The organism is Streptomyces sp. NPDC050856 (assembly GCF_040653855.1).
GTDB lineage: Bacteria > Actinomycetota > Actinomycetes > Streptomycetales > Streptomycetaceae > Streptomyces.
In genome coordinates, this window is sequence record NZ_JBFAGV010000001.1 from 317728 (window position 1) to 332465 (window position 14738).

12 protein-coding genes and 1 pseudogene are annotated in these 14738 nt (G+C 67.7%); 6 read left to right on the forward strand and 7 right to left on the reverse strand.

Going from position 1 to position 14738, the window contains the following annotated elements:
* Positions 1 to 285: 285 nt before the first annotated feature.
* Positions 286 to 534 (reverse strand): SCO4226 family nickel-binding protein, encoded by a 249-nt coding sequence (locus AB0H53_RS01455; protein WP_362105368.1) that lies wholly within the window; start codon positions 532 to 534, stop codon positions 286 to 288.
* Between the two features lie 734 nt (positions 535 to 1268).
* On the opposite strand from AB0H53_RS01455, the gene AB0H53_RS01460 reads away from it, so the two are divergent.
* On the forward strand, positions 1269 to 3785 hold the full coding sequence (locus tag AB0H53_RS01460; protein WP_362105371.1) for an AAA family ATPase: 2517 nt from the start codon (positions 1269 to 1271) through the stop codon (positions 3783 to 3785).
* A 458-nt stretch (positions 3786 to 4243) separates the two neighbouring features.
* Here the strand turns inward: AB0H53_RS01460 and AB0H53_RS01465 are convergent, their stop codons facing one another.
* Both AB0H53_RS01465 and AB0H53_RS01470 read right to left on the reverse strand, forming a co-directional pair.
* Complete coding sequence (locus AB0H53_RS01465; protein WP_053637098.1) at positions 4244 to 4774, reverse strand: NUDIX domain-containing protein; 531 nt, start codon at positions 4772 to 4774, stop codon at positions 4244 to 4246.
* A gap of 1 nt (position 4775) precedes the next feature.
* Positions 4776 to 6131, reverse strand: coding sequence for a tetratricopeptide repeat protein (locus AB0H53_RS01470; protein ID WP_362105374.1), 1356 nt, complete (start codon positions 6129 to 6131; stop codon positions 4776 to 4778).
* Between the two features lie 224 nt (positions 6132 to 6355).
* Between AB0H53_RS01470 and AB0H53_RS01475 the strand changes: the two genes are divergently transcribed.
* From AB0H53_RS01475 to AB0H53_RS01490, 4 genes are all read left to right on the forward strand, one after another.
* A complete protein-coding gene (locus tag AB0H53_RS01475; protein WP_362105377.1) occupies positions 6356 to 7105 on the forward strand; it encodes a hypothetical protein in 750 nt (249 codons plus the stop codon).
* Between the two features lie 77 nt (positions 7106 to 7182).
* Positions 7183 to 8094, forward strand: coding sequence for an aminoglycoside phosphotransferase family protein (locus AB0H53_RS01480; RefSeq protein ID WP_362105380.1), 912 nt, complete (start codon positions 7183 to 7185; stop codon positions 8092 to 8094).
* Between the two features lies 1 nt (position 8095).
* Positions 8096 to 8788: a class I SAM-dependent methyltransferase gene (locus tag AB0H53_RS01485; RefSeq protein WP_362105383.1), complete on the forward strand. Its 693-nt coding sequence runs from the start codon at positions 8096 to 8098 to the stop codon at positions 8786 to 8788.
* A 31-nt stretch (positions 8789 to 8819) separates the two neighbouring features.
* Entirely contained in the window at positions 8820 to 9365 is a 546-nt protein-coding gene (locus AB0H53_RS01490; RefSeq protein WP_362105386.1) for an HAD domain-containing protein, read from the forward strand.
* A 66-nt stretch (positions 9366 to 9431) separates the two neighbouring features.
* Here the strand turns inward: AB0H53_RS01490 and AB0H53_RS01495 are convergent, their stop codons facing one another.
* The gene (locus AB0H53_RS01495) at positions 9432 to 9935 is read right to left on the reverse strand and encodes a hypothetical protein (protein WP_362105389.1); all 504 of its coding nucleotides are present in this window, start codon (positions 9933 to 9935) and stop codon (positions 9432 to 9434) included.
* Positions 9936 to 10024: 89 nt separating this feature from the next.
* Here AB0H53_RS01495 and AB0H53_RS01500 point away from each other — a divergent pair, with 89 nt between their 5' ends.
* Positions 10025 to 10558: an SMI1/KNR4 family protein gene (locus AB0H53_RS01500; protein WP_362105392.1), complete on the forward strand. Its 534-nt coding sequence runs from the start codon at positions 10025 to 10027 to the stop codon at positions 10556 to 10558.
* Between the two features lie 49 nt (positions 10559 to 10607).
* Here the strand turns inward: AB0H53_RS01500 and AB0H53_RS01505 are convergent, their stop codons facing one another.
* The 3 genes and pseudogenes from AB0H53_RS01505 to AB0H53_RS01515 form a co-directional block, all read right to left on the reverse strand.
* Positions 10608 to 12305, reverse strand: a complete 1698-nt coding sequence (locus tag AB0H53_RS01505; protein WP_362105395.1) for a mobilization protein — start codon at positions 12303 to 12305, stop codon at positions 10608 to 10610.
* On the reverse strand, positions 12295 to 12870 hold the full coding sequence (locus tag AB0H53_RS01510) for a hypothetical protein (protein ID WP_362105647.1): 576 nt from the start codon (positions 12868 to 12870) through the stop codon (positions 12295 to 12297). The genes AB0H53_RS01505 and AB0H53_RS01510 overlap by 11 nt, the downstream gene beginning before the upstream one ends.
* A 315-nt stretch (positions 12871 to 13185) precedes the next feature.
* Positions 13186 to 14465, reverse strand: a pseudogene (locus tag AB0H53_RS01515) (DUF3631 domain-containing protein).
* Positions 14466 to 14738: the final 273 nt, after the last annotated feature.

Sequence of the window (14738 nt, forward strand, 5' to 3'; positions counted from 1 at the left end):
TCCCCGCGACGGCCGGGGTGGACCCACGCGCCGGCGCCGGCCCGAGCGGCTACCGGCCGAGGCACCGATGCCGTTGGACGGTACCGGCGGCGAAAGCCCGGCTGCCACGCCTGTCAGGACGGCCGGGACCGCGCCGGTGCGCAAGCCGCCCGATGCCGAGCCTGTCCCGCTCGCCGTAGGGCGCCGAGCCCGATGATCACGTCGCACACGAGCAAGAAAAGGTCACTCCCCGGTCCGGGGTGAGGGCACCCCTGCGGGCCGAGGTCAGGGACACCGCCGGGTCCGTCACACCGACAGCGGCACCTCGTGGATCTCGTCCGCGGCGTGGCCTGTCCGTTCGTGGACGCGCTGCACCGCCTCGGCCGACGGGCCGGTGGACAGGCAGTAGATCGTTCCCGACTCCGGGTCCGCCCAGGCCCGTTCGAAGTGGACCCCTTCCTCCTTCTCGACGGCGAGGTCCGCCCGGTGGGCCTCCCGCAACTGCTCCGACGTGATGCCCTTCATCCCGTGGTGGACGTCCATGTACGTTCCCATGACTCCCACACCTCCAGGTCCTCGTGGCTGTGGTTCCTCTTCCATGCTGGACCCTCCGGGTTCCGCGGGCGATACGGCCCGGTCCCTGATCCCGCGCCGGATCGGGCCGGAAGAGGTGGCCCGGCCGACGTGGCCCGGACGCGCGGGCGGCCGGAAGGCGGAGCGTCGGGCGCTCAGCCCGGTCCCGTCTCCCGGACGGTCTCGCGGATGCTCACCGGGACGCCGGACGGCCCGCCCATCTCGGATGGGCGGGCCGCTTTCCCGGTGCCTCTGAGCCGCGGCGGAACCGCGGGCCTCCGGCCGATCGTCCGAGGACGATCAGGCCTTCTTGGTCTCCCTAGTAACGGGCCGGGTCGGTGACCTGCGGGGATCTCTCCTGTAGGTCGCTGACCTGGCCTTTTGCTGTTGACTGGCGATGGGGTGCGACGGTCCTGATCGGGTGTCCTGCGGACTGTGTGCGGACTCCGGGCGCTCACGAAATAGCAGCGACGTCGATGCATCCTGAGCCAGGCGCCCGCACCCTCAAGGCGATCCTCCGCTGTCTGATGTGAACCCGGCGAGTGGAACGACCAGCATCATATGGGTCACAACGTAAGAAATAGGAACGTAGCCAGCTAAAGGCATAAATGCGTCGTGGATGCTGAGGGGCTCCAAAAAACCCCATACTTCTGCCCCGTCACACAGCTAGCATTACGTCCCTACATGCGGCACGAGCACCATGCAGTGGAGTCGGCATGACCGTCATGAACAACCAAACCCCTGATGCGGCAGTTCCGGAGAGCAGGAAGCGCAGTGGTGCGGGGCACAAGCTTTCTCTGCTCACCTATGCCGACCTTGCTGAAGCTGCCGCGAGGATGCAGGCCGGCGCTACAAAGACGAAGGCGGGATGGGAAAACCTTCGGGCGTTGCTTAACCAACTTCAGGGTGAGAACTCAGGCGCACTCGATCCTACTCAGGGCGAAGCCTGGAGTATCAAGGGGTTGCGTCTCTGTGGGTTCCAGGGGACTACGTCTGAGCTCTCCATGACGATCGATCCTTCTCCTGGAATCAGCATTTATCACGGCCCGAACGGATCCGGCAAGTCGACCATTGCTGATGGGATTCGTACCGCGATGTCAGGCAAGACAGGATGGTGGACTGAGGTAGCCGCGCCGACGGGGCGAAGCAAGTTCGATCCGCTCTGGGAAAAGATTAATCGGGCCCGTGACAGTTCGAAATCGTGGGCGGAGGTCACACTCGTACGAACGGGTGAAGAGCTGACCTTGAAGTGCGTACTCACCGACGGCGGTGAAGTTAGCGACGCCTACGGCGAATGGAAGACCTCCTCTGCGGAAGTGCGCCGTGTTGACATGGGAAGCACATGGCGTCACGCACTGGAAGGGCATCCGCCCGTCTTTTCCTACGCAGAGGTGGAAAGGCGAGTCCAGCAGAGCAATGATTTGCAGCGTTACATTGCCAATCTTCTCGCGCTGGGCGGGGCTTTCACGCATCTGGAGGCGCTGGTTTCCGAGCTGAGTGAGGCTGCCTCTACTAGTAAGAAGAAGATCGATGTCGCCCTCAGGGATGGAAAGGTTCGAGTCGCCGAAGTTGACCGTCTATTTCGCCTCAAGGAGCCGGCGGTCGATATAGAAGATGTCTCCTGGCCGGAAATTACCGACAGCATCGAGGGCTGGCTGATTAGTCACAAGCTCGTAGACGGTGGTTTGCCGACGGTAGAAGTAACCAGTGCAGACGTGGAACGCCTGAGGTTGTCACTGTCGTCCGTGGATGCTGCATTCCAGAAGCTGGAGGGCGTCCCTGAGCTGACGAGTCCGAGAATCTCTCAGCATTTGGACGCGCTTTACAAAGATGCTGTTGAGGTTGCACCGGGCTCAGCATGCCCCGTTTGTAATTCGGCAGTTGATAATTGGGTGCAGACTCTGCATGAGAATGTGGAGCGGCACGCTGAACTGGCGCCAATCCACGAAGAGATGCGTGATGCATTGAGTGAACTCAGGGATGCTTCTGCTGTTGTGAGTCACGTCGCAGAAGTTCTTGAGTTGATCCATTCGTCAAGTGGCGCTCACAGGACTGCATCGGCGAGTGCAGCGGCAGTTGCAGAGCGCCTTCGCACTGCAATGAGTTACCACGGGAGTCGGCCTGCATTGGAGGTACGGGACGCATTCCTGGCCTTGAGGAACTCCACTAATACCGCCGGCTGGGGCGAGGCGAGTGGCGTGGCGGTCGAAGCAAGCGAGGTGACACGTAAGTGGCTTCGTGAGCGCAGGGGGGCTCTTGAAAACTTCCTGCATGTGTGGCGGACGGAGCAGGAAACAGCTAAGGAAAGCGCTCTGTGGCAAGAGACTAAGAAGTGCTCTACGACTCTCGCCGACAAGCTGCGCAAAGAGCGGACTGAACGCTTCAAGGAGAGGGCGGATAAGCGAGTCAGGCAGCTGCTGGAGGATGTTGGGATCTACTTGAACGGAATTCACCTGACGACAACCCGGGCTGATGTAAGCGTAAGCAATTCGAGTGGTCAAGAATTGCAGCTGTCAATGCTGAGCGCTGGGCAGAGAAACGCTTTTCTACTTGCTCCGTTGCTCTCTACTGCCGAGTCCGGGCCGTTCTCTTTCTTGATTCTGGATGACCCTGTTCATGCTTTTGATGAGATTCGAGTTGACCGTCTGGCGTCGGTTTTGGTCGATCTCAGTTCCGAGCGACGAGTGATAGTTTTTACTCATGATGAGCGCTTGAAGCAGCATCTCCTTGCTCGGGCGGTAAACGGACAAGCTTGGAGAGTGAGCCGTGATGTCGAGAAAGGTGAAATCGACATCGAGTCGACGGACGAGATGTGGAGAGTATTGCTGGATGATGCCCGAAACATCGTCACTTGGGCGCCACGGGCGTCTCCCACTGCCTATTTGACTGAAGGTCAGGTTGTGAGAGGGCTGTGTAGGCAGGCGGTTGACCATGCCCTGCATTCCTGCGTTGTCCGCTACTCGTTGGCGCGAGGGCAGGATGTGGCGCGCAACCTCGAATCGATCGATCTGCTCGATAACACCTTGAAAAGGGTGGCTTTCGCAGAAGGGTTGATTAATGCGACCCATGCTGGCAAAAACCCGATCGATGAATTCAACGGGATTTGTGGACCGTACCTGCGTGGTTGGAACAAGGCAGTCCACGGATCGGATGACGCGAAAGCGGATCTGAACTTGGAAATCGATAAGGCGCGAGAAGGGTGCGCATTGATCACTGGCTGGGTCTTCTCGTGAAGCTTGACGGTGCATCTCGGCGGCGCATTGAAGTTTTTGAGTTGAGGCTTCGCATCGAGTTGGCAACTATCGAGGCATACCATCGGGTATGCCAGCCAGAGAATCCACTTCTGTACATTAATAACGTGACGGGGCGGCTCTCTATGGTGATCGCCCTAGTCCCTCCAGAAAATGTACTGGAAGCGGTCGGCTTGGTGCGTCTAGTTAGGCATGTTTATGGTCGGGCATCGGACATTCTGCATGGCAGGTCGAGCATGGTGGATGCCCCAGCCGTGATTATCGATGAATGGCGCAGCATTGTTGAGAGACTGGAAACACTAGCCGGCGTGCGGACAGTAGAGGACTCGAACTGAACGCGCTCTGCTCTGAGAGGTGCGGAGTTGGTTTTCGCCGTTCAGAACCGCTGTTGCGGCGAGCCGGACGTGAGGACCGAGACCGGGAGATTGGCTCCGGTAGGTCTACCGCCAGCCGTCGAGGGATACTTCGGGACCGTCGGAGAGATAGCGGCGGAGCGCGCTGGCGGTGGTGTCCACGAAGTTTTCGGGGATGGTGTCGGCGTCAACCCAGCGGACTTGGGCGTGCTTGCGCGGTTCGCGGTTCTCTGGTTTGCCGGACCAGTCGTGGGCGGCGAAGACGACGGTGAGGAAGCCGTTGGGGGCCTCGACGCCCCAGGCGCCGTGGATGATGTGGGCGACCTTGAGGGACTCGGGCTTCACCGTGAGGCCCGTCTCCTCGTAGAGCTCGCGGACTGCCGTCTCCGTGATGGGTTCGCCCGGTTCGCTCTTGCCGACGGGGAGGTCCCACAGGCCCTGGGCGAACTTGGCGTTCTCGCTGCGCTGGAGGAGGACGACGCGGTTGGTCGCCTTGTCGTGGACGATGACGGCGGCGACCAGCAGGGTCATGGATTCGAGCGCCGGCTTCAGGGCCTTGGGCTGGTCGTCGGTCTGCTGGGTCACGGTGTTCCCTTCGTCGGGCGGGTTGTTGGGCATGTTAGGCGAGGGCCTCACGAGCACGGCGGGCGAGATCGGCGGCACCGGGTACCTTGCGCCTCTGGTAGATCGCCAGAGTGGAACGGATCGAGGTGATCGCCTTGCGCGTCCGGTCGGAGGTCATGCCCTCCATGAGCACGAGGGCCTGGGTCCAGGCGGCGACGGCTTCGTCGGCGCGGGCCTGGGCGGCGAGGCTGTCGCCGAGGTCGGCGTGGGTGAGGGCGTGGACGCGCTTGTACTTCTGGGGGTCCCAGCGTGTGAGGGCGTCCCGGTGCTGCTGCTCCGTGCCGATGTGGTCGGCGAGGTCCGTCAGGGTGCGGGCGGTGTGGCTGGCCACGGTGCCAGCGGCGGGGCCGCTCACGCGGGAGTAGCTGGGCTGGGGGCCGTCGTCTCGTAGGAGGGCGTCCTCGGCGGCGAGTAGGGCGCGCGCGGCCAAGGGGTTCTCGTTGACCGCGGCGTAGGCGCGGGCGTGCGTGATATGGAGGAGCGCTTCGGTCTGGCCGTCGACGTGGCCGAGACCTGTGCGGAGGGCGCCTTCGACGAGGTCGACGCAGTGGTGGGGCTGCTTGAGGCTGAGGGCCTGGTGGGCGAGGGCGCGCATCATCCAGGCGGCGTGGCCGTGGGGGTCGGCTTCGCAGGCGAGCTTGTAGCCGACCTGGTAGTAGCGCTGGGCGGCGCCTTCTTGGCCGAGGTCGTGGTGCTTCCATCCTGCGAGGTAGGCGAGTTCGGCGACGGCGCCGAAGGCGGCCCGGCGTAAGGCTTCGCTGGGGAAGCGTCCTCGCAGCATGGGGGCGGCGGTGTCGGCGAGGTACGCGGTGACGGTGGTCAGGCCGTGCCCGCCGCCGAGGCGCTCGTCGGCGGCGCTGAAGGCCGCGGTGATCTGCCGTACGACGTCCACGTCCTCCGCGCCGACCAGGGACGTGCCGGTGCGGGCGCGGAGCATGCGGGCAGTGGCTTCGTGGTCGTATCCGAGCGGCATGGCGACGCCGGCGGTGGTGAAGGCCGCGATGGCGAGGAAGCGGCGGCGCTCGACGTCGGCGCGGCCCAGGTCGGTGGCGGCGAGGACAGGGTCGGATTCCGCCGGCGCTTCGTCATCGCTGGCCTGGAGGCCGATCTCGGTCTGGGAGACCGTGCGCCCCGCTCGGCGGGACAGCGCCTCGGCCAGGTACTGACCTACCCGGCCCGACGGGGCGCGGGTGCCGTTCACCCAGTGCGAGATGGCCGACTTGTTGGTCTGGAGGATCTCGCCGTTCTCGGCCGCGATGCGCCGCACGTCTCTGGCGAGGGCCTCGTAGGTGCAGTCGACCGCCGCGATGACGTCGCGCAGACGGGAATTGGGGTCTCTCTGCGCCGCCACGATCGCCTCCACTCCGGAGCTGTAAACCGCGTATACCGCTTCAACTGCCTTCCACCGTACCCACTGAGCGTGACCACCGGTTCACTTATCAGCAGCCGCCCGGAACGGCGCGACCGTGATCCAGGCTCCCCCTTGGGTCCGGGCGGCACCCCGAAGTTCCGTACGCCCACACCAGGCTCGGGCATTCCTGTGCCCGAGACCGGCCAATCAGAGACGGAGACACGGTGACCACCATCGACACCACGGCCATCACGGTCGAGCTGCCCGAGGCGTTCGACCCGCGCTGGAGCCGCCTGCCCGGCGTCCAGGTCGACGGCCGGCGCATCACCATCGACCCGGCCGAGTACTTCTTCCGCTTCGAGTCGAACACCTGGCTCGTCGCCGACTGGGAGCTGGTCAAGTCCCAGCTCCTGGACGTGGACGAGACGACCGAGAGCGCGGTCGAGCAGCTCGCGCTCGACTTCATCAAGCAGCACAGCGAGTCCACGTCCGACGCGGCCCGTGTCCTGGCCACCGCGTACGAGGTGTACGCGTACCTCTTCCGCGACGAGCACCTGGCCGGCCTCGGTCTGCCGCAGATCACCGCTGACCATCTGCGGATGCTGCGCGAGGCGGCCACGCTCATGGCGCTCAACAAGGTCGAGCTGGACGGGCACATCTCCAACGTTGGCCCGTGCTGGTTCTTCCCCGCCGCCACCTCCGTCGTCTTCGACCTGGACGACGAGATGGGCGAGATGCTCGACGAGGTCTACCACGGCGGCTGGTTCAACGAGCACCGCCGCATCGAGTCCATCAAGGCGCACGCCGCGCTCGGCGGCCGGCTCGTGCACGGCTGCCAGTCCGTGCCGGACCAGTCCGGCGGCGTGGTCGCGCCCTACGGTGCCTCGATGGCGAACTTCCGCGACGACCTCGCCGCGTTCAAGGCGGGCTGGATCGAGCAGGTCTACGCCCACCGCGTGAACTCCGCCGCGTAACCCACCCGATCAGGCTCCGGGGCGGGCCGGCATCCCTCGCCCGCCCCGGACGCCACCACCCCTCCCCGGAGCCCCACGTGACCACGAACCCCAGCGCCGAACTCCTCGACAACCTGCTCACCGCGACCGGCCAGACCACCGCCGTACGGGAGGAGGAGCGTGTGTGGTCCATGTCCGGCGTCGAGCGCGTGACCTTCCCCGACGGCTCCACGGCCATCTTCAAGTACGCCAAGAAGCCCTTCGACAGCGAGGACCAGGCCCTCCGCCTGGCCCATACCCTCGGTGTACCCGTCCCCCAGGTCCACGCCTCCGCCGTCCTGGACGGCTGGCTCGGCATGCTCATGGAGGACCTCGGACCGTCCGTCCGCGAGGCCGACGACCTCGACGGCGTCGCCGCGGCCGTAATCCTGCACGGAACCCGTACGGCTCCGCCCTTGCCCGTCCTCGACCAGGAGCGGCTGCGGACGCTCCCGGCCCGGGCGCTGGAGCACCTCGAACGGCTGCGCAAGGCCGACCGATGGCAGGGGGCCGACGACGTCGAGGACGCGCTCGACCGGATCGCCCAGGCCGCCGAGGCCCGCTCGGCCGGAGCGACGCTGGAGCCGTTCGGCTGGGTGCACTCCGAGTTCCACCCCACCAGCCTCCACATCGGCGAGCGCGGCTGGAGGCTGCTCGACTTCGCCCGCGCCTTCACGGGCCCCGGCCTGCTCGACCTCGCCAGCTGGCACGGCACCATCGAGCCCCCGCACCCCGTGCGCCTGCGCGTCTTCCTGGAGCAGTACGTCACCGCCGGCGGCACCCCCGACGCCCTCGCCCGGCGCGGCGGGCTCACCGCCGAGAACTGGGCCCTGGGCTGGCACCGCATGTGGGCCGTCGAGTGGTTCATGGAGCAGTCCATCCGCTGGATCAACGACCCGGCCACCGACCCCGCCTACATCAAGGCCGTCCGCCGCCACCTCACCGACGTCCTCCACCTCCTGGAGATCTGACGTGCTCGCCCAGGCATCCCCCTGGCACGCCCACGCCGCCCAGCGCACCGCCGCCGGACTGGCCGAACCTCTGGCCGTACCCGCCCGGATGGAATGGACCACGAGACCCGGCCAAGGTCCCGGAGCCGAGATCCTCGGCCCCGACCTGCGCGGCAAGCGACTCCTGGAACTCGGCTGCGGCCCCGGCCACAACGCCGCCCACCTCGCCACCCGCCACGGCGCCGCCGTCACCGGCGTCGACCTGGTCGGCCTCCAAGTCCGCCGCGCCCGCTCCCACTACGGACGGCTGAACAACCTCACCTTCGTTGCCGGCCACGCCCTGCACTACCTGCACGCCTCCGACGAACAGTTCGACGCGATCTACTCCGTCTTCGGAGCCATCGGTCTCGTCGCCCCCGAGCTCCTGCTCCCGGCCATCGCCCAACGCCTCACGCCCGGGCGAGTGCTCGCCTTCTCCGTCCCCCACCCGCAGCGCGGCGGCCGCAGTCCCTCCGGCGACGACCGGCCCCGCCGCGACTTCGTCACCCTGCCCGACCGCACACGACTCCCCATCGCCCGCTGGGAGTTCGATACCGACCGTTGGGGGAGGCACCTCAGCCAGGCCGGTTTCTGGCTCACCTCGGCCCAGGAGTTCCACGACCCCGGCATGGGCCACTGGCCCACCACCCTGCTGATCCGCGCCCGCAAGCTCTGACAGCCGCGTTCATCCGACCACTGGAGGACCGATGCGCACGCCCTACCTGCTCCTCGACATCGACGGCGTCCTCATACCCTTCCCCGACAAGCACGGCTCGACCCCGGCCACCCACGCCCGCCACGACGTCGTCCCCACCGGCCGCAGCGCCGACACCCCGGTCACCGTCTGGCTCAACTCCGACCACGGCCGCCTGCTCATGGACGTCATCCGCACCGGTCTGGTCACCCCCGTCTGGTGCACCAGCTGGCGCCAGGACGCCACCACCCTCATTGGGCCCCTCCTGGGCCTCCCGATGCTGCCGTGCGTCGACCTGCCGCGTCCGCAGATCACCACCAGCCACCCCAACGGTTACTTGTGGAAGCGCGACCACGTCGACGCCTGGCTCGGCGACGCCCCTGCTGTGTGGATCGACGACGACTTCACCGGCCTCGACCATGAATGGGCGGTGGAACGCACTGCGAAGGGAACGGCGACCCTCCTCATTCAGCCCGACCCGCACCTCGGGCTGCAGACCGAGCACCTGACCGAGGTCACGAGGTGGGTCGCGCAGTTACGCACAGCCCGCGCCGCCTGACGACTGATGCCCTAGCTGCCACGAGCAGCGAGGGCATCAGGGTGCGCTGCTGGCACTGCACCAGGGCTACTCCCACAAGTCCGCTCCATCGCGCCCACTCGGGTCCATGGCCAAGAGATCTTCGTGTAGGCCCGAGAGGGCTCGACCAGTCGGGGCGCCGTCTTCGGCTGACTCCATGACGAGCCAGCCGACATCGATGCCCGATACGTTTACATCATTCCCGGTGTCCAGCTCATCGAGCGTTGCGAACACTGCCTCATAGGCGACCGCTCGCGCCAGGCGAGCGAGATCCTCCTTGCTCGCCCCAGCAGCAAGAAGCCGCTGGGCGACAGGAAGCTGATCGATGGCATCCGGATCGGCCCAACCGTCGATCGGACCGCGCCACAGACTTCGCAGCAGCATGAACCGCGCGAGGTGTGGAAGGTCCTCGCAGATCTCCGACTTGGCCCAGTCGCCAGCATCGGCTGCGCCGAGTGCTTCGAATCGCGCGCGCAGCGACTCCGCTGCCGCCCTTTCACGCGCGTCCAGACTGTTCAACCAAGCCTGCCACTCGTTTGAGGATTCACTCACCGTGACAGCATGCCCCACGCGCACCTCGGCTGGAGATCCGCCAGCACTATCAGCAGCTTGGCCCCCAAGCCGATCACTACTCTGTTCGCATGACCGTGAACGGAGACCGCCAGTTCCCCGCCGCGCTCGCCGCTGCCATGGCGGTCCGGCTCGAGTGCATTGGCGAGGATGGTGTCGACTTCGAGCCTTACGAGTCCTTCCTGACCGCCGATGAGACCACCGAGTGGTTTCGCGCGTGGACCGGCAACGGCGAGCTGAACGGCGACGCCTTCCGCGTTTTTGGCCAGGACGGCACCGGCGGGAACGCAGCGTTGTGGCTGGTTCGTGAAGGTCGGGAACTGGTAGAGCAGCCCGTTGTCTTCCTGGGCTCCGAGGGGGAGACAGGCGTTGTCGCTCGCGACCTGGGTGCCTTCTTGTGGCTGCTGGCTGACGGCTTCGGCCCGTGGGAAGCAGCCACGTCGTACGAGCCCGAGCCTGATTGGGCTCCCCAGGCCAGTCGCGACCTGGCGGCCATCGCCCAGCAATTCGCTCCGGACCGCCGCGCGTCGGCAACGGCGATCACCGCGCAGGCCACACAGGAATTTCCTGACTTCGACGACACCATCATGAAGCTCTGCCGTTGAGCCGGACCCGATGCCCCGCCACGAGGCGTGGCGGGGCATCCGGCCGGGGTCAGCGGTGCCGACTGCGCTCTTCGGGCCTCGTGGCCGCTGGTGTGGCCGGAGGGCGCGGCGTGGCGGACATGGACGGCGTTCCGCTGGTGGTGCTTCGGCTGCGAGCGGCTTGCGTCCGCCGGTTCGGCCGAGCAGCGATGCGCCAGTTCAGGACCTCGGCGGGGTGCTCGGCGCTGTCGAGCTCTCGCTGGGTGCCCACCTCGGCCAGGAGGTGACGGGGGTTGTAGCCGGCGGTCTCGGCCTGGGCGAGCGTTGTGGTCAGGGCGGTCCAAGTGGGGTCGGCGAGGATCCGGTCGGCGTGGTCGGGGAGGGCCGCACATACGTCCTGCTCGAAGCGGCGGGCGGTCGCGGCTCGTGGTGCGCGGCGGGCCAAGTCCGCCAGGACGGGTGGGGCGGCCTGCTGGTAGCCCGCCTGGAGGTGGCGGAGGGCTTCCTCGGCCGCAGCGGCCTGCTGTTCGTGGCCGCGCTGTTCGTGCCACTTGGCGGCGGCGCGGGCCAGGTGCATGGTGGCGAAGAGCAGGGCAATAGCGAGTCCGCCCGGCTCGTTGGAGGCGTAGGCGAGTTCCTTGGCGGCCTTGCGTAGGGCGGTGGCGGCTTGGTGGTCGGCGCGGGTGGCGGAGCGGCGGGCGCGGTTGAACGCCATGGCCGCCGCTCGTAGTTCCGCTCGGTGTGGGCCGGTCGTGGCGCTGGCGATGTTGTACAGGGCGTCACCGAAGGCGGCCAGGTGGCCCTGGGCGGCGGCATCGTCATCGGAGTCGAGGACGGTGCGTGCTGTGTGGATGGCGATGGTGGTGCGGCGCCATGGGTCCGTGGGGTCCGCCACATACCGCGGGTGGTCGGCCATCTCCTGGTCGGGGAGGAGTTCGCGTAGGCGGTTGATGGAGAGGTCGGGGGCGAGCTTCGAGCCGCCGTACCAGACGGGTTCGCCGGCCGCGTTGGTGTCGCCGGGGGCGGCGAGGCTGTAGCCCATCACGTCGCCGGTCTCGGAGCCGAGGCGGGTCTTGACCTTGATGCCGAGGGACTGGAGCACGGTGAAGTAGTCGGCCTCGGTTCGTACGGCGGCGGCGACCGCGTACGCCTGCTCGCGCAGCCACTGCCGTGCCGTGACCGTCTGGCCCTGGCGCTCGGTCTTGGCGCGTTCGGCGCCCGTGGGAGTGCGGGGCGCGGTGAGGTCACCGGACTTCAGGCGGCGCAGGCCGAACTCGGCCTCGATCTTGCGGCACTCGGCTTGGGCCCGCTGTCCGTCGCGGTTGGTGCGCGGGCGGCGCCCGTCGGCGCGGACGGTGGTGGCCATGATGTGGATGTGGTCGTCGGCATGGCGCACCGCGATCCACCGGCATGCCTTCTCATCGCCTTCGAGGGCGATGCCGGTGGCGTGCACGATGCGGCGCGCGACCTCGGCCCACTCGGCGTCGGTGAGGTAGCGGTCGCCGGGCGCGGTACGGACCGGGCAGTGCCAGACGTGCTGAGGTGGCTTCTTGCCGCCCAGCTCGCGGGTGCGCAGGTCGACGTGGTGGTCGAGGCGCTTGGCGAGCTGGGAGTAGGTGGCTGCCGGGTTGCGGCCCGGGTCTGGGGCGCCGGCCATGTCCCAGGCGGCGACGATGTGAGGGTCGGTGTGTTCGTCCCGGCGGCCAGGGCCGAAGAGGTAGACGATCAGTCCGCGGCTGTCGGAGCCGGTGGAGACGTCAGGAACCATGGGCGGTGCCTTCCGTCAGGAGCTGGTCGATCAGTCGGTAGCTGTTCTCGGCGGCTTGCTCGACGCGGTCCAGCACCGCCTCGGCGCGCTCGGGCACTGTTCCTCGGTGGATGGCTGCGGTGATCTGGTTGAGGTTGCCGCCGATGCGGTTCAGCGCGACCGTGTGTGCCTCGACGGCCTCGATCAGTGGGCGGACCGGGTCGTCCTCCGGGCTGCCGACCAGCCCCGCCTTGCCGAGGGCGACGGCGAGGGCGGCGTCTCCGACGAATCCGGCGAACTTCTGCCCGCGCTGGTGAGCGGCGGCGCTGATCACGCCGACCGCGGTTCGCGTGAAGCGGATGGTCTTCTCCTGGTCGCGCTTCTCCACGGTGCGCTTGCGGTTCATCAGTGCGGGCAGGGTGGGGGCGTCGAGATCTCGCCGGGAGGGCTGCTCGACGAGCGGGTGGACATCGGCCGGCGGCTGAATGCGAGAGGCGATGGAGTCGGCTGCGGGCGGGCAACTGGTCTCGGCTATGCCCTCCTCCGGCTCGGGCGCCCCCTGGCGCCCGGCCTTCTCCTCCGCCACCTCTGGGGCGGGGGCAAGCGCGGACGAAGCCTCGTTAGAGGCTCGTTCGCTCCAGCTTGCTGCTGATCGGCGGGTCAGGCCGAAGAATCCCTTGCGGCGGCGGATGGGGGTGTTGCCGGTGCTCGTTTCGGGCATGGTGGTGCTCCGGTGGTCGTGTGGGGTGGGGCTTCGTCACGTCCGTTGCATCCGTCCCGTGGCTGGTCAGGACAGGTACGGAAGCGGTCGCAGGTACGGAGCGATCCGTATCGGAGAGAAACTCCGTCCCCGCGCTGACCTGCGCGGGGACGGATGCGACGGATTGATACGGAGCTGGTGTCAGCGCGTGGGCCTGGGGCCGGCAGGCCCGCCGGGCGGGCCGACGGGTAGCGTCCCCGACGGAGGGGCCGGCGGCTTGCCCTGGGCCCGACGTGCGGGCCCGGTCTCGCTGACTGCGGGCGACGACTGGGCGGGGTAGGGGCAGTAGCGGGCCCAGGCGTCGAGGAACTGGTTACGGGCGTACGCCTTGGCCTGCCTGCCGTTCTCGAAGCGGTGGTTGGCCGGGCTGATGCCGAAGTCGCGCAGCAGGTTGGCCAGGTGGTAGGCGTTCAGGCCCTTCGTCCCGTATTCGGCCCACGGCGCCTCGGCGTCCTGGACGAGGGCGGCGAGCAGGTCATGGCTGCGCAGCGCCTCCGTGTCGCCCTGCTGCTCGAACACGCGGCGGATGTCGCGCAGCAGCCGCGTCTTCAGCGTCGTCTGCTCGTCCTGGACCACCTCGTTCCTGGTCATCGCCAGGCAGGCCGCACGGGCCCGAGAGGGCCAGTGCCCGCCGGCCAGGTCGGCGACGATGACCAGCGGTTCCCACGTGTCGGCGGCACGGTCTTCGACCGGCATCTGCGGAACCAAGCCCTCTGCGGTGCTCCGCAGCGGGGCCAGCCAGGTGGTCAGACGGTCGCGCAGCGCGTTCAGTTCCGGGACGGAATACCGCGAGCGGAACGGGGCTATGCGCTCACCCGGCTTGCGCTTCTGCATGCGGAGCACGACCGCCCGGTCCATGATCGTGTCTGGCAGGTCGCCGATCCCGGCGAGCGCCGCCATGGCGAAGGTGGGAAACGCCGTCGCCTTGTGCTCCGGGCCGGAGATTCGCCAGGCGGGCCGGTTGCGCTGGTGCCCCGCGTTCAGCAGGCCGCGCAGGTCCTCCTTGTCGCCGGCTTTGGGGCCGAAGATGGTGTCGGCCTCGTCCACCAGCAGCGTCGGCGGGTCCTCGCCGATGACGCGGAAGACCACCGCCGGTGAGGTGTTCACCGTCATCATCGGCCGGGACACGGTCTCGTGGAGCACGTCCAGGAGCGGGACTTGCCACAGCCCTTGGTCGGCCCCACCACCGCCAGGCGCGGCGCGTGCTGGAGGGCGGGCTGGATGTGGGAGGCCGCCACCCAGAGGGTGACCGCGGTCAGTGCCTCCTCGCTCGGCAGTACGACGTACCGGCCGATCGCGGCACGCACGTCGTCCAGTACGGCGGTCCCGTCCTGGTCCCGGTCTGCCGTGAGGCCGGCGTGCTCGCGGTCCCCAGTTCCCGGTCCGGGTTCGGGGACCGTCCCCGGAGCACCGTGGCCCACCGGGACCGGCGGTCCGGGTTCGCTGTCCGACTGACCGGAACTCTCCGTCCGGTCCTCGGCTTCCGGACCAGGGCCGTGGTCCGGGTTCCCGGTCCGGTCCGGTAGGCCGTTGAGCTGCGCGTTCTCCGTCGGTCCGGGTTCCTGGTCCGGGTTGTCCGGAACTCCGGTCCGGGTTCCGGTCGCGGGTCGGTCCGGTCCCGGACCGACCGGACCAGCGGCACGGTCCGGTCGATCGCCGGTCCCCGGAGAGGCGGACCGGCCGTCCGCTCGGTC

Bases quoted from the DNA above. Each gene is read 5' to 3' on its own strand.
- AB0H53_RS01455 (WP_362105368.1), bottom strand. From the start codon at position 534: ATGGGAACGTACATGGACGTCCACCACGGGATGAAGGGCATCACGTCG.
- AB0H53_RS01460 (WP_362105371.1), top strand. From the start codon at position 1,269: ATGACCGTCATGAACAACCAAACCCCTGATGCGGCAGTTCCGGAGAGC.
- AB0H53_RS01465 (WP_053637098.1), bottom strand. From the start codon at position 4,774: ATGCCCAACAACCCGCCCGACGAAGGGAACACCGTGACCCAGCAGACC.
- AB0H53_RS01490 (WP_362105386.1), top strand. From the start codon at position 8,820: ATGCGCACGCCCTACCTGCTCCTCGACATCGACGGCGTCCTCATACCC.
- AB0H53_RS01500 (WP_362105392.1), top strand. From the start codon at position 10,025: ATGACCGTGAACGGAGACCGCCAGTTCCCCGCCGCGCTCGCCGCTGCC.
- AB0H53_RS01505 (WP_362105395.1), bottom strand. From the start codon at position 12,305: ATGGTTCCTGACGTCTCCACCGGCTCCGACAGCCGCGGACTGATCGTC.